The sequence below is a fragment of the Desulfarculus baarsii DSM 2075 genome, from assembly GCF_000143965.1.
Lineage (GTDB): Bacteria > Desulfobacterota > Desulfarculia > Desulfarculales > Desulfarculaceae > Desulfarculus > Desulfarculus baarsii.
On record NC_014365.1, the window covers coordinates 1,374,159 to 1,392,250 of the forward strand.

The 18,092-nt window shown below is 64.2% G+C and carries 19 protein-coding genes; 3 read left to right on the forward strand and 16 right to left on the reverse strand.

Going from position 1 to position 18,092, the window contains the following annotated elements:
• Nucleotides 1-14: 14 nt before the first annotated feature.
• The 3 genes from DEBA_RS06100 (at nucleotide 15) to DEBA_RS06110 (ending at nucleotide 2,558) form a co-directional block, all read left to right on the forward strand.
• Nucleotides 15-1,340: an NfeD family protein gene (locus DEBA_RS06100; RefSeq protein ID WP_013258043.1), complete on the forward strand. Its 1,326-nt coding sequence runs from the start codon at nucleotides 15-17 to the stop codon at nucleotides 1,338-1,340.
• Nucleotides 1,341-1,355: 15 nt separating this feature from the next.
• Nucleotides 1,356-2,162: a slipin family protein gene (locus tag DEBA_RS06105; RefSeq protein WP_013258044.1), complete on the forward strand. Its 807-nt coding sequence runs from the start codon at nucleotides 1,356-1,358 to the stop codon at nucleotides 2,160-2,162.
• A gap of 66 nt (nucleotides 2,163-2,228) precedes the next feature.
• Nucleotides 2,229-2,558: a Rho termination factor N-terminal domain-containing protein gene (locus DEBA_RS06110; RefSeq protein WP_013258045.1), complete on the forward strand. Its 330-nt coding sequence runs from the start codon at nucleotides 2,229-2,231 to the stop codon at nucleotides 2,556-2,558.
• Between the two features lie 81 nt (nucleotides 2,559-2,639).
• Here DEBA_RS06110 and hisD read toward each other — a convergent pair whose 3' ends face one another.
• The 16 genes from hisD to DEBA_RS06190 all read right to left on the reverse strand — a co-directional run bounded on the left by hisD (nucleotide 2,640) and on the right by DEBA_RS06190 (nucleotide 18,006).
• Nucleotides 2,640-3,932, reverse strand: coding sequence for a histidinol dehydrogenase (gene hisD, locus DEBA_RS06115; RefSeq protein WP_013258046.1), 1,293 nt, complete (start codon nucleotides 3,930-3,932; stop codon nucleotides 2,640-2,642).
• Between the two features lie 91 nt (nucleotides 3,933-4,023).
• Nucleotides 4,024-4,890, reverse strand: a complete 867-nt coding sequence (locus tag DEBA_RS06120) for a response regulator (RefSeq protein WP_013258047.1) — start codon at nucleotides 4,888-4,890, stop codon at nucleotides 4,024-4,026.
• Nucleotides 4,891-4,892: 2 nt separating this feature from the next.
• Nucleotides 4,893-6,077: a PP2C family protein-serine/threonine phosphatase gene (locus DEBA_RS06125; protein ID WP_013258048.1), complete on the reverse strand. Its 1,185-nt coding sequence runs from the start codon at nucleotides 6,075-6,077 to the stop codon at nucleotides 4,893-4,895.
• Nucleotides 6,074-7,171: a protein-glutamate methylesterase/protein-glutamine glutaminase gene (locus tag DEBA_RS06130; protein WP_013258049.1), complete on the reverse strand. Its 1,098-nt coding sequence runs from the start codon at nucleotides 7,169-7,171 to the stop codon at nucleotides 6,074-6,076. Before DEBA_RS06130 ends, DEBA_RS06125 begins: the two co-directional genes overlap by 4 nt.
• A gap of 62 nt (nucleotides 7,172-7,233) precedes the next feature.
• Nucleotides 7,234-7,818, reverse strand: a complete 585-nt coding sequence (locus DEBA_RS06135; protein WP_013258050.1) for a protein CheD — start codon at nucleotides 7,816-7,818, stop codon at nucleotides 7,234-7,236.
• Nucleotides 7,819-7,822: 4 nt separating this feature from the next.
• Nucleotides 7,823-8,701 carry a CheR family methyltransferase gene (locus DEBA_RS06140; RefSeq protein WP_013258051.1) on the reverse strand — a complete coding sequence of 293 codons (879 nt, stop codon included), beginning with the start codon at nucleotides 8,699-8,701 and terminating at the stop codon, nucleotides 7,823-7,825.
• Nucleotides 8,691-10,073: a chemotaxis protein CheW gene (locus DEBA_RS17685; protein WP_013258052.1), complete on the reverse strand. Its 1,383-nt coding sequence runs from the start codon at nucleotides 10,071-10,073 to the stop codon at nucleotides 8,691-8,693. The genes DEBA_RS06140 and DEBA_RS17685 overlap by 11 nt, the downstream gene beginning before the upstream one ends.
• A 22-nt stretch (nucleotides 10,074-10,095) precedes the next feature.
• A complete protein-coding gene (locus tag DEBA_RS06150; RefSeq protein WP_013258053.1) occupies nucleotides 10,096-12,159 on the reverse strand; it encodes a chemotaxis protein CheA in 2,064 nt (687 codons plus the stop codon).
• 10 nt (nucleotides 12,160-12,169) lie between these two features.
• Nucleotides 12,170-12,556 carry a response regulator gene (locus tag DEBA_RS06155; RefSeq protein ID WP_013258054.1) on the reverse strand — a complete coding sequence of 129 codons (387 nt, stop codon included), beginning with the start codon at nucleotides 12,554-12,556 and terminating at the stop codon, nucleotides 12,170-12,172.
• Nucleotides 12,557-12,583: 27 nt separating this feature from the next.
• Nucleotides 12,584-12,877 (reverse strand): STAS domain-containing protein, encoded by a 294-nt coding sequence (locus tag DEBA_RS06160; RefSeq protein WP_013258055.1) that lies wholly within the window; start codon nucleotides 12,875-12,877, stop codon nucleotides 12,584-12,586.
• A gap of 14 nt (nucleotides 12,878-12,891) precedes the next feature.
• Nucleotides 12,892-13,200 carry an STAS domain-containing protein gene (locus DEBA_RS06165; RefSeq protein WP_013258056.1) on the reverse strand — a complete coding sequence of 103 codons (309 nt, stop codon included), beginning with the start codon at nucleotides 13,198-13,200 and terminating at the stop codon, nucleotides 12,892-12,894.
• Between the two features lie 149 nt (nucleotides 13,201-13,349).
• Nucleotides 13,350-13,766 (reverse strand): PilZ domain-containing protein, encoded by a 417-nt coding sequence (locus DEBA_RS06170; protein ID WP_043813852.1) that lies wholly within the window; start codon nucleotides 13,764-13,766, stop codon nucleotides 13,350-13,352.
• Nucleotides 13,744-14,478 carry an OmpA/MotB family protein gene (locus tag DEBA_RS06175; protein ID WP_013258058.1) on the reverse strand — a complete coding sequence of 245 codons (735 nt, stop codon included), beginning with the start codon at nucleotides 14,476-14,478 and terminating at the stop codon, nucleotides 13,744-13,746. The genes DEBA_RS06170 and DEBA_RS06175 overlap by 23 nt, the downstream gene beginning before the upstream one ends.
• The gene (locus DEBA_RS06180; RefSeq protein WP_013258059.1) at nucleotides 14,459-15,244 is read right to left on the reverse strand and encodes a motility protein A; all 786 of its coding nucleotides are present in this window, start codon (nucleotides 15,242-15,244) and stop codon (nucleotides 14,459-14,461) included. Before DEBA_RS06180 ends, DEBA_RS06175 begins: the two co-directional genes overlap by 20 nt.
• Before the next feature lie 31 nt (nucleotides 15,245-15,275).
• Nucleotides 15,276-16,379 (reverse strand): ChaN family lipoprotein, encoded by a 1,104-nt coding sequence (locus tag DEBA_RS06185; protein ID WP_187288599.1) that lies wholly within the window; start codon nucleotides 16,377-16,379, stop codon nucleotides 15,276-15,278.
• Between the two features lie 217 nt (nucleotides 16,380-16,596).
• Entirely contained in the window at nucleotides 16,597-18,006 is a 1,410-nt protein-coding gene (locus DEBA_RS06190) for a M23 family metallopeptidase (RefSeq protein ID WP_013258061.1), read from the reverse strand.
• Nucleotides 18,007-18,092: the final 86 nt, after the last annotated feature.

Genomic DNA, 18,092 nt, shown 5'->3' on the forward strand with positions numbered 1-18,092 from the left:
CGCGGAGGAGGCCCTTGCCCAGGCATTGGTTGACCATCGGGCTGCTGGCGCTGACGCTGCTGGCGGCGACGTCTGGCCGGGCCGATCGGGCGGCCGAAGACCCGCCCACGGCCGCGCCGGTCTGGATCATCGCGCTCGACGACACCGTCAATCCCGCCACGGCCGAGTTCGTGCGCCGCAGCCTGGAGCAAGCCGCTGCCCATGGCGCGCCGCTGGTGGTGCTGATCGTCGACACCCCCGGTGGTCTGGTCGAGAGTATGCGGGCGATGGTGCGGGCCATCCTGGCCAGCCCCACGCCGGTGGCGGTGTGGGTGGGGCCTTCCGGGGCCAGGGCGACCAGCGCCGGGGCCTTTTTGGTTTTGGCTGGCCACGTGGCGGCCATGGCCCCGGCCAGCCATCTGGGCGCGGCCGCGCCGGTGGCCGGAGGCGGCCAGGAGATCGAAGGCGTCATGGCCAAAAAGGCCGCCAGCGACCTGAGCGCCTTGGCCGCCAGCCTGGCCAAGGACCGGGGCCGCGACGCCAAGGCCGCCCAACTGATGGTCACCGAGGCCAAAAGCTACGACGCGGCCCAGGCCCAGGAGTTGGGCTTGATCGACCTGCGGGCCGACGACCTGGCCGAACTGCTGCAAAAGCTTGACGGCCGCAAGGCGCGCACCGCCACCGGCGAGAAAACCATCCAGACCGCCGGCCGCCCGCAACGCCACGAGCAACCGACCTGGTTGGACAAAGTGCTGAGTTTTCTGGCCAATCCCAATATGGCCTATCTTTTGTTGATGATCGGCTTGGCCGGGGTTTACCTGGAGTTCAGCCATCCCGGGGCCGTATTGCCTGGCGTGGTGGGGGCGTTGTGCCTGCTGTTCGCCTTTTTCGCCATGAGCGTGCTGCCGGTTTCCAGCCTGGGCCTGGCGCTGATCGCCCTGGCGGTGGTGCTGTTCATCGTCGAAATAAAAGTGACCAGCTTCGGCCTGCTTTCGCTGGCCGGGGCGTTGTGCCTGGTGTTCGGCTCGCTGATGCTTTTCGATTTCGAGGGTGATTTCGTCGAGCTTTCGCTGGGCGTGATGACGCCGGTGGTGGCGGCGGTGATCGCCTTTTTCGCCGGCGTGGCCTATTTGGCCGGCCGGGCCCAGATGGCCACGAGCGCCACCGGCGCCGAGGGCCTGATCGGCGCGCGCGGCCGGGTTTCGCGGCGGGCGGGCTGGGTTGTGGTGCGGGGCGAACTGTGGCGGGCCCGTGGGGCCGAGGGGTTGGCGGCCGACGCGGCGGTTGTGGTGCGCCGGCTCGACGGCCTGGAACTGGTGGTGGAGCCGTTGGCCGACGAAACGCGGGCCGACGAAACGTAAGGGGAGGTCAGGGCGATGTCGGATTTTTGGGGCGGTCTGTTGGATTTTTTTGGCGCGGCGCTGGGCGGGGTGCTGCCGGTGCTGGTGCTGGTGATTTTATTTTTGATCTCGGCGCTGAAGGTGCTGCGCGAATACGAGCGCGGGGTGATCTTCCGCCTGGGCCGGGTGATCGCGGCCAAGGGGCCGGGCCTGATCATCTTGATCCCCTTGATCGATCGGATGATGAAGGTCAGCCTGCGCACGGTGGCCATGGACGTTGCCCCGCAAGACGTCATCACCCGTGACAACGTCTCGGTCAAGGTCAACGCGGTGGTCTATTTTCGGGTGATGGACCCGGTCAAGGCGATCATCCAGGTGGAGGATTACCTCTACGCCACCGGCCAACTGGCCCAGACCACCTTGCGTAGCGTCTGCGGCCAGATGGAGTTGGACGAGCTGCTTTCCGAACGCGAAAAAATCAACGGCGAGTTGCAGCAGATCCTGGACCAGCAGACCGACGCCTGGGGCATCAAGGTCAGCATCGTCGAGTTGAAGCACATCGACCTGCCCAGCGAGATGCAGCGGGCCATGGCCCGCCAGGCCGAGGCCGAGCGCGAGCGGCGGGCCAAGATCATCAACTCCGAGGGTGAGTATCAGGCCGCCGAAAAGCTGGCCGAAGCGGCGGCCATCATCGCCATGCATCCCGAGGCCCTGCAACTGCGCTATCTGCAAACCCTGCGCGAGGTGGCCTCGGAAAACAACTCGACGACCCTGTTCCCGCTGCCCATCGATTTGTTCCGGCCGTTTTTGAAAATGGTTGATAAATTGGATGATGGCAAGTAAACTCGTCCATTCGAGAACCTATCCGGCCCTCGGCGGCCGCCTACTTTTTGGGAGGAACGTTAAGTCATGGCGGATGATCAGATTTTTGCCAAACCGCTGGAAAAAATGACCGTCAAGGAGTTGCGCGACCTGGCCCTGACCATCAACGGCATCGTCGGCGTGCACAGCATGAAAAAAGAAGAGCTGATGGCGGCCATCAAGGAAGCCAAGGGCATCGTCGACGAGGAAGGCGAAAAGAAATTCGCTCGTCAGATTCGCCAGATCAAGGCCGACATCCGCACCCTACGGGAAAAGCGCGACCAGGCCCGCGAAAAAGACGACAAGAACGCCGTGGCCATCCTGCGCCGGCGCATCAGCCGCCTGAAGAAGCAGACCCGCAATCTGGCCACCGCCTAGCCGCCGCCCTTTGAGTCAAAACGCGGCGCGCGCCCAACCGGTCATGCCGGTGCGGGGCGCGCGCCGTTTTTTTGCGTGCGTTCAGTCGTTGAAGCGTTCGCGCACGGTCATGGCGTGGATGGGCAAGCCTTCGGCCTCGGCCAGGGTGGTCACGGTCTGGCGCAGGCTGGCCAGGCCGTCCTTGGTGAGGTATTGGAAGGTCGGCTTCTTGAGGAAGTCATCGACGCTGAGGCCGCTGAACATCTTGGCGCCCTGGCCGGTAGGCAGGGTGTGATTGGTGCCCGAGGCGTAGTCGCCAACCGGCACGGGGGCCCAGGGGCCCATGAAGATGGAGCCGGCGTGGCGGATGCGCTGGAGGGTCACGAATGGCTCGGCGGTGACGATCTGCAGGTGCTCCGGGGCGTAATCGTTGGTGAATTCGATGGCTTGATCCATATCATCGGCCACCAGCACCGCGCAGTAGGCCCCGCCCTGGTCCATGATCTGGCGGCGGGGCATGCCGGGGTAGATGTCGTTGATCCGCTGGCAGACGGCCTGGGCCAACTGGGCGTCGTCGGTGACCAGCACGGCGGCCGAGGCCGGGTCGTGTTCGACCTGCGAGAGGAAATCAAGGGCCAGGTGCCTGGGGTTGGCCGTGCGGTCGGCCAGGAGCAGGGCCTCGGACGGCCCGGCCGGCGAGTCGATGTCGACCACGCCGAAGACCTGCATCTTGGCGGCGGTGACGTATTTGTTGCCCGGGCCGACGATCTTGGCCACCTTGGGCACGACGCCCGTGCCATAGGCCATGGCCCCGATGGCCCAGGGCCCGCCCAACTTGTAGATTTCGCTGGCGCCGGCGATGTGGCAGGCCGCCAGGGTCAGGGGATTGACCTGTAGGCCCTCGCCGGGCGGGGTGCAGACGACCACGCGGCCCACGCCGGCCACCACCGCCGGCAGGATGGTCATCAGGGCCGTGGACGGATAGGCCGCCCGGCCGCCGGGCACGTAGCAGCCGGCCGAATCCAGGGGCGTGGTCTTACGGCCGGCGATGATGCCCGGGGCCACTTCCATCTGCCACATGGGCCGCTCCATCTGGGCGGCGTGAAAGGCGCGGATGTTGACGGCGGCCTTTTCCAGGCAGCCCAGGAGATCCTTGGGCGTCTGGCCGAGGGCCTTTGTCATCTCGGCGTGGTCGACGCGAAAATCATCGGGCGTGAGGTCGGCTTTCAGTTCCTTGTGCCAATCGACGCTGGCCTGATCGCCGCGGGCGCGGATATCGGCCAGGATGCCCCGGACGTGGTCGAAGACCGAGGAGATGTCCTCGTTGGAGCGCGCCATGAGGCGCTCCCGGCGCTGGGGGCTCAGGTCGCCAAGTTTCTCGGGTGTCAGCTGCATTTGTCGCGTTCTCCGCCAGCGGGCAAGTCAAAAAAACCACACGGGCGGCTACATACCACGGCGGGCGGCTGGTGGCAAGCCGCGGCCGGCTTTAAGCCTGTTCGACGGCCTTGCCCGGATTGCCCTTGACCATGGTCACCTCGTTGCCGCGTTGGTTGTAGGTGATTTCGTCCATGATCGCGCGCATCAGGAACACGCCGCGGCCGCGTTCGGCCAACAGTTGCTCGGGCGAGGTGGGGTCGGGCAGCTTGTCGGGGTCGAAGCCTGGCCCCTCATCGGCGATGACGATCTTGAACATATCGGCGCCGATGGTTACGGTCAGGTGGATTTTTTTGTTTTCGTCCCACTTGTTGCCGTGTTCCATGGCGTTCATGATCGCTTCGACCAGGGCCAGCTTGAGGTTGTTGTCCAGGTCGTGGCTGACGTAGCCCACCGCCGCCGCCGAGGCGGCGATGAGGTAGATGATGTCGTTGATGTAGCATTGCTGGCTGGGCGTATCGATCTGGGTCTGCTGGGTCACGTTGGGGAAGTGATCCGCGCGCCGCTCGCTGCGCGCGCTCAGGCTCAGCGACTGGCTAACCACCCGCCGCAGCATGTCGATACGGATGGGCTTGGCCAGAAAGTTCTCCGCGCCGGCCTTGAGGGCGGTGACCACGGTCTCGATGTCGCCGTAACCGCTGATCAGCACCACCGGCGTGCGCGGGTTGATGTCCTTGACCGCCGCCAGCAGTTGCAGGCCATCCAGGCCGGGCATGCGCACGTCGCTGAGCACCAGGTCGAAGGGCTGCTCGCGGAAAAGCTTCAGCGCTTCGCGGCCGTCCTGGGCCAGAACGACCTGATGGCCCTTGGTCTCCAGAAAGCGTTTGAGCAACTCGCGCAGGGCGTCTTCGTCATCGGCGACCAGGATGCGCGACGGCCGGACCGGTAGTTTCTCGTCGTTGGGTTTGTCGCAGCTCATGCTTAAAAATCCAATACGATAATGGCGACGTCATCGTTGATCGGGCCCCCGACGAAGCGAAACAGCTCTTGGCAGATCATGTCCTTGAGCGCTTCGGTCGCCACTCCGCCACCCGAACCGACGAGGTGGGTCAGGCGGTTGACGCCGAACATGACGTCCGCTTGGTTTTTGGCCTCGATCAGGCCATCGGTGTAGAGGACCAACCGATCGCCGGGCAGAATGTCGATCAATTGGTCGCAGAGTTTCATGGTAGCATCGTTGGATGCGAAAAATCCCAAGATAGGCGATTCCTCGCCCAAAAGGCTGGCCGGCCTGTCCTTGCGGGCCAGGATCGGCGAGGGGTGCCCGGCCGTGGACCAAATCAGCTGGCGGCTGGCCGGGCGATAGACGCCCGCGAAGGCGGTGACGAAGACATCGTCGGGGGTGAGCTTGAGCAGGTCGTCGTTGAGGGCCAGCAGGGCGGCGCTGGGCGCTTTGTAGATTTCCAGGTAGCGTGGGATCAGGGCCTTGATGATGGTGGCGGTCATGGCCGATGCCACGCCGTGGCCCGAAACGTCGGCCACGACCATGCCCACTTCGTCACGCGAAAGCTCGAAAAAGTCGAAATAGTCGCCGCCCACGCCACTGCACGGCTCGAACTGGTAGGCCACCTTGACGCCTTGGATGTTGACGTCGCGGGGCAGCAAGAACTGTTGGTAGCGGGCGGCCATCTCCAGTTCGTAATTGAGCAACTCGTTCTGCCGCCTGGTCTGGAGCATCAGCCGGCGGGTGGCCACGGCGTTGGTGATCTTCAGCGGCAGGGTCACTTCCATGTCCCGCTCGGTGAGGGGCTTGGTGAAGTAGTCGTAGCTGTTCATGGACAGGGCGATGGTGATGGCGTCGAAGTCGTCCAGCGAGCTGCTGACGATGACCGGTATCAGGTTGACCTCGGGGCGTTCGGCGCGCCACTGCAAAAACTCGAAGCCGTTCATCACCGGCATGACCAGGTCCAGGATGATCAGATCGATGTCGGGCGCGGCCGTCAGGGCCTCGATGGCCGCGCGGCCGTGCTGGGCGGTGACGACCTTGTAGCCGAACTTGAGCATCACCGCCCGCAGCATCTCGCGGGTCAGTTTGGAGTCGTCAACGATCAGGATTTTCGCGGGGTTCTGACGCAGGTCAGGATCGTACCCGCAGAGGTTGATCATCCCACGGTCCTTCCGGTGGCCTGACTCCACAGCCCCACCACCAGGGGCGCGATGCGCTCCAACGGCACGATGCGGTCGGCCGCGCCAAGCTCCACGGCGGCCTTGGGCATGCCGTAGACCACGCATGATTCTTCGTTTTGGGCCACGGTGAAGGCGCCGCAATCGTGTAGATCTTTGAGGCCCTTGGCCCCATCGTCGCCCATGCCGGTCATGATGATGGCCACGGCGTTGGGCCCGGCGCTGTTGACGCCCGAGCGAAACAGCACGTCCACCGATGGTTTGTGGCGGTTGACCGGCGGGCCGTCCTTGACGTTGGCGTAATAACCGTTGGCGTTGCGCTCGACGAGCATGTGCTTGCCGCCGGGGGCGATCAGGCAGACGCCGGAGGTGATCGGTTGGCCGTCCTGGGCCTCGGCGATGGTGATGTGGGCTTTTTCGTTGAGCCGCTGGGCAAAGGCCAGGGTGAAGTGTTCGGGCATGTGCTGGACCACGGCGATGGGCGGGCTGTCGGCCGGCAGGCGACAGAGCACGTCCTCCAAGGCCACTGTGCCGCCGGTGGAGGCGCCGATGAGCACGATCATCGGGCCGCCGGGCCGCGGCGGCGTCTTGGTCAGGCTGACCACCTCGTCGACCTCGACCTTGCGCGGCACCTGCATATTGGCCGGGCTGACCCGCCGGGCCTTGGCCTTGACCCCGGCGGCGGAGCGCACCTTGGCCACGATCTCCTGGGCCAGGTCGGGCAGGTTTTCGCGCATGTTGACCACGGGCTTGGCCACGAAATCCACCGCGCCCAGGGCCAGGGCCTTGATGGTGGCCTCGGCCCCGTGCTGGGTCAGGCTGGAAAACATCACCACCGGCGTGGGGTGAGCCTTCATCAGCTTTTCCAGGAAGGTCAACCCGTCCATGCGCGGCATTTCGATGTCGAGGGTGATCACCGTGGGCCGCAGCTTGAGGAACTTGTCACGGGCGATATAGGGGTCGGCGGCGGTGGCCACCACTTCGATGTCGGGTTGAGCGTCCAGGGTCGCGCGCAAAAATTCGCGGATCATGGCCGAGTCGTCGACCACCATGGCCTTGATGGGCTTGTCCGGCATAACTCATCCAAATTATTCGATGGACGCGCCCAAGGGCCATGCGGCCAAGCGGCGCGCCAAAATCAAAAGAGCGTGAGGTCTTCGCTTTTGGTTTCTTTGCGCAAATGCTTTTCGTATTTGACCTCGCGGTCGGCCAGCTTGCGGTTGTCCTCGGGCACGAGGCTGCGCACGTAGGCCTTGCCGGTGCTGGGCAGGTACAAAACCTTGCGGCCGTAGCGCCCGCCCACGTCGGAGTTGACCACGGGGATGCCTTCCATCGACAAAAAGGCCTTGACGAAATCGATGTTGGCCTGGGGCACGTTTTTGGCCGTCTGGGGGACGGAGTTGAGCACGTGGCCGCCGCCAAAGACCTTGGCCGAGAGGTTGGTCTTGCCGCCGCCGAGCTTGAGCAGGTCGCCGATCAGCAACTCCATGGCGTACATGCCGTAGCGTCCGCTGTTGCTGGAGAAGACTTCCTCGGCGCGAAAATCGCCGGGCAGCATGAAGTGGTTCATGCCGCCGATGCGGTTGTCGTTGTCGCGCAGGCACACGCTGATGCAAGAGCCCAGCACGGTGGCGATGACCTCGTCTTTTTTGGTGACGTAATATTCACCAGGCTGGATCAGGATCATGTCCCGTTTTAGCTGGTTGTGATAGCGTTTGACCATGCCGTTATATCTTTTGGTAAACCGTCGTGCCGACGTATTGAAACAAGTGCTTGACCATCATCAATGATTCGGAATGGCCCACGAACAGATGGCCGCCGGGCTTGATGACCTTGTGTATTTTTTCCAGGATGCGTTTTTTGTCGTCGTTATCGAAGTATATCAACACGTTGCGACAAAAGACCACGTCCAGGTCCGGCCGCAGGGGATAGGTTTCGTTCATGAAATTGAACTTGCGGAAGGTGATCATCCCGCGCAACTCGGGCTTGACCTGGTAGCGAAAACCCGCCCCATCGCGCATGCGCGAGAAATATCGGCCCAAGAGGTTGCGCGGCACCGGCTCCAGCAAGGCCTCGTCGTATTGACCGCGGCTGGCGGTGGTCAGCATGCCGGTGTCGATATCGGTGGCCAGGATCTTGATGTCCCAGCCGGGCTTTTTGTCGAAAAACGCCGCCACGGTCATGGCGATGGTGTAGGGCTCCTCGCCCGACGAACAGCCGGCCGACCAGATGCGCAACTTGCGCCTGCCGCTGGCCTCGCCGGCGGCGTGCAACGCCGGCAGGACTTTCCCCGCCAAAAACTCGAAGTGATGCTTTTCCCTGAAGAAGTCGGTCTTGTTGGTGGTGATGCGATTGACCATCTGCACCACTTCGTCCTCGTCGCCGGCTTCCTCCAGGTATTGGATATATTCGCGGAACGAGGACAGGCCCAGCGCGCGCAGGCGTTTGCTCAGGCGGCTGATGACCAGGTCGCGCTTGTGCAGACCCAGGCTGATGCCGGTCTGGCCCTTGACGATCACGCGGATCTGTTCGAACTCGTCGGCCGAAAGATCGTACGGCGTCACCGAGATGGTCGCGTGCGGTTCTCGCTTGCTCTTAAGCGGCATTGCCCAGGGCCTCCGGCGCCAAAAGCCTGTCGATGGCCAGCAAGATGACCATGTCGTCGTCGTGGCGGATGAGGCCGGAAAGGTAGTCACGCTTGATGGCGCCGGAAAAATCCGGGGCTTCCTGCACCAACTCGGGCTCGATCTGGATCACGTCGTTGACGCCGTCGACCACCGCGCCCATGATCTTTTCGCCCACGCGCACCACCACCACCACCGGGTCGGTGACCGTTTCGGCCAGGCGTAGTTTCAGGCGCAGGTCGATCACCGGCACGACCATGCCCCGCAAGTTCATCACGCCCAGCACGTGGTTGGGCGAGCGGGGCAGTTTGGTCAGGTCGGGCAGGCCGATGATCTCCTGCACCGAGAGGATGTCCACGCCATAGACCTCGCTGCCCAGGGTCAGGGTGAGGAACTCGCTGGGCTCGGGCGGCGCGGGCGGCTCCACGGCCGGCGTTGGTTGTTCGCGGCGGGCCGGCGGCTGGGCTTCGGCCTTGGCCGCCGGCGGTTGGTTGCGGCGCTGGGGTTTGGCCTCCGCTTGCGGCTGGGCTTGGGGTTGGGCTTGGGGCGGCGGCGCGCTTGGCTCCTCGGGCGGCGCGGGTTCACCAAGGCCGTTTTGGGCGAAGTCGCCCTCGCTCACCAGGCGAAACTCGCTTTCCTCCAGGCGCAGGGCCGCCGACAACAGGTCGGCGTCGAGCACGGTGGAGTAGAGCACGTCGAAGCTGACCTCGGCCACCTCGTAGGTGTGGGGGTTGCCGGCGTCGGGCAGGTCGACGATGGAGTCGAGCAACTCGCCCATGGAGAGCATCTCGTTGATGAGTTGCGTCGGCGTCAGGCCGCGCTTTTCGATCAGGCGCAGATTGAGGTGGATCCAGAACAGATTGCCCTGGCCCAGTTTGGCGCGCAACACGTAGTTGCTGACCTGGAAGTTGGGCAGGCCGCTTTTGGGGTTGGGCGAGTCCTTGGCGTCGTACTGGGCCTTGACCTCCTGCTCGACGCCGGCCGACAAAGCCGCCTCCAAGGCCCGGATGGGGCCGTCGACATCGATGGCGGCGTGTTCGTCCACCCGCTGGAACAGGGCCGTGAGCACGTCCAGCGATTGCAGCAGGGCGTCGGTCACCGGCTGGCTGGGTTGCAGGTCGCCGCCGCGGATGAGGTTGAGCAGGTCTTCCATCTTGTGGGCCAGGCGTTCGATTTTGGTCAGGCCCACGAAACCCGCGCCACCCTTGATGGAGTGGATGGCCCGGAAAACGGTGTTGATGGTCTCCTGGTCGAAGTTGCCCTGCTCCAGGCGCAGCAGGCCGTTTTCCACCTCCTCGAGCAACTCGGTGGATTCGGCTATGAATTCTGGAACGATGTCGTCGAACTCGCCCATGGCGTTCTCCGGAGGTCGTTAATCAGGCAAAGGCGATTTTTTCGAGGCCGTGGATATCGAGGATCAGGCTGACCCTGCCGTCGCCGAGGATGGTGGCGCCAGCCACGCCCTCGATCTTGTGATAATTGTGTTCCAGGCTCTTGATCACCGCCTGCTGTTCGCCCAAAATGTCGTCGACCAAGATGCCGAAGCGCCTGGAAACGCTCTCGATGATCACCACCAGGGCCTTGGTGGGGTCGGTGCGTTCGGTGGGCAGGTCCAGCACGTGGTGCAGACGCACCAGCGGCAGATACTCGCCGCGCACGCTGACCAGCTCGCCCTGGCCCTCCAGGGTCTTTAGCTCGCTGGCCTTGGGCCGCAGCGACTCCAAAATGCTCAGCACCGGCAGCGTCAGGATCTCGTGGCCCACCCGCACCATCATGCCCTCGATGATCGCCAGCGTCAGCGGCAGCTTGATGCGAAAGATCGTGCCCCGGCCCGGCGTGGACTCCACCTCCACCGAGCCGCGCAACGACTCGATGTTCTGCCGCACCACGTCCAGGCCCACCCCCCGGCCCGAGACCTCCGTCACCTGTTTGGCCGTGGAGAACCCGGCCTGGAACATGAAGCCGAAGACCTCGGCGTCGCTGAGGCTCACGCCCGGCGCGGCCAGGCCCCGCTCGATGGCCTTGGCCAAGACGGCCTCGCGGTCGATGCCCCGGCCGTCGTCGATGACCTCGATGATGATGCGGCCCTCTTGCTGATAGGCCCGCAGGTGGATCAGGCCCGCTTCGGGCTTGCCGGCGCGCAGCCGCTCGTCGGGCTGCTCCAGGCCGTGGTCGGCGCTGTTGCGCACCAGATGCTTGAGCGGGTCGGCGATCTGCTCGATGACGTTTTTGTCCAGTTCGGTCTCGGTGCCGCTCATGCGCAGGGTGATCTGCTTGCCCAACTCCGAGGCCAGGTCGCGCACCACCCGCTGGAAACGGTTGAAGGTGGCCTCCACCGGCACCATGCGCACGCGCATGACCTGCTCCTGCAGGTCGCGGCTGATGTGCTCCAGGGCGTCCACCGCCGCCGAAAGCTCGGGCATGGCGTCGTCGCCGGCGATCTGCATCACCCGCGCCACCCCGATCACAAGCTCGCCAACAAGGTTGACAAGCTTGTCCAGCTTGTCGGTGTCCACGCGGATCGTCGGCGCCGGCTGCATCGCCGCGGGAGGGTTGGCCACGGTCGGCGCGGCCGCCCGGGGCGCGGATTGGGCCGCGCTTACCGGGGCCGGCTGGGGCGCGGGCCTTGGCTGCTCGACGGGGGCCGGTTTGGGCGGTTCGGGTTTGGGCGCGGCGCGTTTGGGGCCGGGCTTGGGCTCGGCGTCCGGTTTGGGCCTTGAGGCGGCCGGCTTGTATGGCTCGATGCTGATGTCGTTTTCATCCATCACGAAGATAAAGACGTTTTCCACCGTGCTCGGGGGCTCTTCGGTGGCCAGGACCAACTCCCACCACAGGTAGAGCATGCCTGGGTCCATCTGGCTCAGCTTGGGCAATGTATCGTAATGACAGATTATTTCTTCTATGCTGCCAAGTTCGCCCAACTCCAGCAGGAGCATCAGTGGGTCGGTGCCGGTGTTGAAAAGCTCGGGCTGGAAGCGCAAGGTGATTTTGAAGCGGCTCGGCCCGGACGGCGCTTGTTCCTCTTGGCGGTCGGCTTCCGGCGGCTGGCCAGCCGTGGCCGGTGGCGCGTCGTCTTCCAACAGCCGGCCCAGGGCGGCGATGACCTCCACCGGCGGCGGTGGGTCGCCGCCGGCCAAGCGTTCATTGACCAACGACTTGAGGGCGTCCACCGACGACAACAGCAGCCCCACCGTATCGGAGTCGGGTTGGCGCTTGCCCTGGCGCATCTCGTCGAGCACGCCCTCCATGAGGTGGGTCAGGTCCAGCACGTCGTTGAAACCGACGATGCCGGCGTTGCCCTTCATGGTGTGGGCGGCCCGGAAGATGGCGTTGATCTTTTCGGGATCGGAGGCGCCTTCCAGGTTGACCAGGCCTTCTTCGAGAGACTCGATCAGGTCCTGGGACTCCTCGGCGAAGATTTTGAGCAGCTTGTCATCCATCGGCGACGCCTCAGGCCAAGGAGCGCGTGAACTTGCGGACCACCGTCAGAAGCGTGTCGGGCTTGAAGGGCTTGACCAGCCAGCCCGAGGCCCCCGCCTGTTTGCCCTCGAGCTTTTTGCTGTCTTCCCTCTCGGTTGTCAGCACCAGGATGGGCACGAACTTGAAGCTGGTCTTTTTGACTTCCTTGATGAAGGCGATACCGTCCATGATCGGCATGTTGATGTCGCTGATGATCATGTCCGGCTGCGTGCGCTGCTGCTCCATCTTTTTCAGGGCCTGGAGGCCCTCGCTGCCATTGGTGGCCTGAACCACCGTGAAGCCGGCGGGCGAAAGCGTCATCTCCACTGACATTCTGAGCGTGGCCGAATCGTCGACCACAAGGATGGTTTTACTCATGCCGGCTCCGTCGCATGCCTTTTGGGTCTATCCCGCAAAGGCGCTGAAGGCTTGTTTCAGGCCGGTCAACTCCAGCGCCCTCTCGACGACCGGAGAAGAATCGATGATGTTAACCGGCCCGATTTCCTTGCGTGTCAACAAAAACGAAAGCAGCGCCTGCAATCCGGCCGTGTCGATCTCGGTGACCTGGGCCAGGCTCAGGCGCACGGCGCTTTCGGAATCCAGCCCACGCTGCAGGCAATCGCCCAGCGATTCGAGGTATTGAACCTTGGCCTCGCCCGAGATCGTTATGACGTCGTTGTCGAGCACGCAGTTGAGCATGCTGGCCCGCCTCGCTAGCTGGCTGAAATGTTGAAAATCTTGTCCAGCTTGACCACCTTGAACATAGTGTAGATGTCGTTGGACATGTTTTCAATTCTAATGCTGCCGCCGCCGGCCGCCAGATTTTTGTAAAACAACAACAGTTTGCCGATGCCGGCGCTGCCCACGAAAGTCACGCCGCTGAAGTCGAACACGACTTCCTTGATGCTGGAGACGTCCAGTTCCAGGAAACGCCTTTTCATTTCCTCGGCGCCGCGCTCGTCGATGCTGCCCACTACCTCGATGCGAACCTGGTCTCCACGCTGAGTGACGGTCAATTCCATGATTTCGATGGCTCCCCTACTGCGCGTTACGTGGCCCTTGGCGGGCCGAGGCCGGCCAGGGGCGAAAATGACGTGTTTCTCGATATTATGCCATAGCCCGCCGGCCGTGTTCGGCTAATCTCGTCGGCGCGGTCACGCTGGGCGGTGGTTCAGATGCGCTTTTTTTGCTGGGCCAGGGCCTGGGCCTTGCGTTTCCTGGCCATTTCTTCCTTTTGCAGATCCAGCACGAACTGGTGGATGCGCTCTTGGTCGCGTTCGCGGATTTTGTCGAAACGCAGCCGCACCACGCCCTCGCGCAACTGACCCAAGGAGCTGAGGATCATCGGGATGGGCTCTTGCGCGCCGGGCAGGACGAGGATGGCCTTCAGCGGCTTTTCCTGGGGCAGGGGCGGGCCCAGCGCGGCCGCGCCGCCGGCGCTCAGGTCCAGGGCCTTCAGCTGGCGGCCCTCCACCTTGATGACCACCGGCTTGTCGCTGGGCAGGTCCATCCTGAAATAGTTGCGACGGTCCTCTTCGTATTCGATGACTATTTCGCCGGCCTTTTTATTGGCCTTTTTGCTTTTCAAGAACAAATTCAACCCTCCGATTCCGGGCCATGTTCTCCTCGGAGCTATCGGGGACCAGCCGCTGGGTGTCGGCGTAGCCGGTGGCGGTAAGTCTGCTGGGGCTCACGCCTTGTTCTATCAGATATCGTAACACGGCCGTGGCCCTGAGGGAACTTAGCTCCCAGTTGCTGGCGAATTTTACCGAACTGATGGGCCGCGAGTCGGTGTGGCCCTTGACGTCGAGCCGCCAGCCAGGATTGCGGTCGACCACGTCGGCGATGGCCTTGAGCACGCCCAAGGCCTGGGGGTTGATGTCCGACGAGCCCGTGTTGAACAAGAGCTGGCCCTTGACCCGCAGGATGACCTTGTCGCCCTGGTCGATGACCTCGACGACGTCGTCGAGGTTTTTCTGGTCGGTGACCTCGCGGATATCTTGCATGATGGGGTCGGTCTGGCGGCCGGTCAGCTCGGAGAGGCTCATGCGCTTGGTGTCGTGGGCGTCGATGCGCCCGATGCGTCCGCCGGGGGCCACGCTGGCCCCCAGGCTGTATTGAATGGAGGTGACGATCTGCTCGAAGCGTTCGGTGTCCAGCCGCGCCAACGAAAGCATCATCACGAAAAAAGTCAACAGCAGCGTGACCATATCGGCGTAGGTCACCAACCACTCGCGGCCTTCCTCGCCGGCGTCGTCGGTGATCAGCGTGTCGGCGTCGTTATTGTTTTTTGGCGCCACCGGTCTTCTCCGGGTTGTAGGCTTCGCGCTGCTTGGGCGGGATGAAGGAACTGAGCTTTTCGTAAATCAGCATGGGGTTGTTGTTTTCGAGGATGCTGACGGCGCCCTCGAAGATCAGCTCCAGGTTGACCAACTCGATGTTGGTGCGGTTGCGCAGTTTGCCGGCGATAGGCAAAAAAAACAAAGAAGACAACAGCGAACCATAAAAGGTGGTGATCAAGGCCACGGCCATGGCCGGGCCGATGGTGGCCGGGTCGTCGAGTTGTCCCAGCATCTGCACCAGGCCGATGAGCGTGCCCAGCATGCCGAAAGACGGCGCGTAGGAGCCCATCTTTTTGAACACGTCCTGGGCGTCCATGTGCCGGGCGCGCAGGGCGTCGATCTCGATGCGCAGCGTCTGGCGGATAAGCTCCTCGGGCGCGCCGTCGGCGATGAGCATCAGGGCTTTTTTGAGCACCGCGTCGTTGGTCTTGACCTTGGACAGGGCCACCAGGCCTTGCCGTCGCGAGATGTTGGCCAGCGTCAGCAACAACCGCACGACCTCGTTGGGGTTGATCTTGCGCTGGCGAAAGACCTGGCTGGCCGCGCGGAAGGCGTGAACCACCTCGGGCAGGGGAAAGGTGATCAGCGTGGCCGCCAACGTCCCGCCCATGACGATCATCATGCTGGGCAGGTTGATGAACAGATCCACCCCGCCCTGGCTGAAGATGGCCCCGGAAATCAGCGCCAAACCCGAGAAAATGCCCAATATGGTGGCGAAATCCATCCGATGCTCCCGTCAGGCGTCCGTGGGCGGCCTAAAGCGGCCGCGGACCGATTTCCAAACGCAAGAGGCGCTCGCCGCGGCGCACGTCAAAGACGCGTTTCCTGGCCGGGTCGGCCTTGACCGCGTCGTGAATATCCTTGGCCTGGCGCAGCCGCTTGCCGTCGACGGACTCCAGCACGTCGCCGGCCCGCAGGCCGGCCGCCTCCGCCGCCGAGCCCGGCAAGACCGCCCGCACCCCGAGCCCGCCGCCAGGCGCGGGCTCCAAGATCACGCCCAGGCGCGGCGGCCGGGGCGGCGCGGGCGTGGACACGATAAGCACATCGGCGTAATCAGCCTGGAACAAAAGCGAAATTTCATCCGCGGCGTCCGGCTCCACCGGCATTACCCGCACCATGCGCGCCCCGGGCAGGCGACGGACCAGACGCGGCGGCAGGCCCAGGCCATGGGCCATGTGCCCCACGCCCACCATCACCACGCCCACGGCGTCGCCATCGGGCCAGGGCGTGAGCCGGGCGGCCATGTTGTGGGCCATGGTTTCGTCGCGGGCCACCTGGGCGGCGAAAAAGTCATCCAGCCCGCCACCGCTCAACTGGCCGTGCATGGGCGCCTGGGCCGCCACCTGGGCGCGGTAGGCCGCATCGTCCAAATCCAGGGCCGGGGCGATGGCCGCCCGTTGGCTTGGCCCCAGCGAGGCCAGGCCCTGGCGGCCGATCTGGCGGATGACTTCCAGCGGCGCGCCCAAAGCCGCCAGGCGCAGGCCCTTGTCGCGCGCCATTTGCAAGATCGGGCGGTATAGCTCCAGGTCGTAGCCCCAGGAGCGTTCCCAGTCGACTTTTTTGGCGAATTCATCCACGTCGATCCGGCCGGCGCTCAGTTCGTCGCAGGCCGGTTGCTTGGTCTGATCCAGCCATTCCACGCCCAGCACCACCCGGCGCGGGTCGCGACCCTGGGCCACAAGCTCCAGCACCATGGCCTGGATGGCGTGGTGACCGGGGTGGCGATGGCTCTCGCCGACCAGCACCAACCGCGCCCGGGCCAGGGTTTGGGCCAGCGCGGCCTGGTCCAACGGCGCGGGCCGCGCGCGTTCGAAGATCGCGCCGGGCTGAGGCGGCGGCTGTTTGGGCGGTTGGTTCACGGTGGCGCATCCCGCCGACAAAAGCGTCAACAACGCCAACAATATGTAGCGTGGGCGGCGCAAGGGGCAAAGACCTCCATCCGTGCCATGGCCGATGCAACGATGATAGCACAAAGCCCCGGCCCGGCAAAGGCTCATGTCGGGATTGTCCAGCCATGCCGCCATGTTGAATGCCCGGCCGCCAGCCGGTTGGTGGCTGCGGCCGGGTGAGGCACAGCTATTTCACAGTCGGAGCGGCTTGGGGCTGGCCCGCCGCCTTGCCGCCGGCCGGCGTGGCCAAGGGCGTGGGCAGGCCGGATTCCTCGTAATGATAGAGCACGTTGTCCTGGATCCAATGGGGATCCCACCACTCGGTGGGCACCACGAAGATGCCGTCGACCATCACCGAAAAATGCAGGTGATCGCCCAGGGCCAGGCCCGTCGCGCCGGAAAGGCCCAGTTCCTGGCCCATTTCCACGGTTTGGCCCACGGTTACGCCCATTTGTGAGAGATGGCCGTAGAGGGTGGACAGGCCCTGGCCGTGGTCGACGATCACGCAATTGCCGTAGATGCCCAGGTTTTCGGCCAAGCGCACCACGCCGCCGGCCGCCGCCGGGACGGGGCTGCGTTCGACATCGGCCAGGTCGATGCCCAGGTGATAGCCCTGGCTGATTTCCTGGCCGTTGTGGAAATAGGTGCGGTGTTCGCCGAAACCGGCCATGGTCTTGCCCGGGGCCCGCAAAAACGTGCCGGACCAGAGCTGGTAGGGCCCCGTCTGGCTGGCGGCCTGGGCGATGCGCTGGTGATTCTGTTCACGCAGCTCCACGTTGACCCACTGGAACACGGCCAAGGGCGTGGCGGCCGCCGTCGGCGGGGCCTGCATGCCGAAACGGGCCTGGATCTCGGCCAGGAAGTTGTCGGAGGCGTTTAGCTTGTCGGCGCGGAAGTTGCGCCAGCGCAGCCGCCAGCGCAACGGCGCGTTGGCCTTGTTGCCGGCGTGGTCCGCGGCCCACAGGCTCACGCGGGATTCACGAGGCTCGTCAAAGGGGAAGGCGAACAGGCACATGGCCGCCCGCGGCTGGTCGGGCCAGGGATTGTGACCCTTGAAACGGCGCTGGCCCACCATCACGCCGTGTTCGGTGGTCCCATCGTCGATCTCGTAGACGGCCACGGCGCTGCCGCCCCGGTTGACGTAGGTGATGCCCGAACGCTGCATGATGCGCGGCGGGGTGGTGTCGATGGCCAGGGGCAGAACGATCTGGCTCAGGTTGCCCGAGCCCCAGTTGCGCAACGAATTGTCGCTGGCCTCGATCACGAGCTCTGCCGGGCCCTGGCTGAAACCCATGGCCAAAGGCGCGGCCGTGGCCTTCAGGGCCACCGACGCCGTGGGGCCTTCGGGCTTGTGCTCCAGCAGCATTGCCGTTTTCTGGCCCTGGCGCAGGTAGACCCGCACCCAGCGCAGGCCCTTGCCCTGGTCCGTGACCTGGAAGTCGATTTCATTTTTCAGGCCCAGGCCCTTGGGCGCTTTCTCCAGGGTGATGCGGGGAACATTGCCCTCGTAGTGGGGCCAAAGGAACACGGCCAGGCCGGCCAGCAAGACGATGATAATGATCGGCGCCAACAACCAGGGACGCAATTTCATGGCCATCGGATCGTAACTCCTCATATTCACAAATATATGACAACTCGCTACAGGTTATGGCACCGTGGCCCGCCTGTCAAGGAGAGTGGATA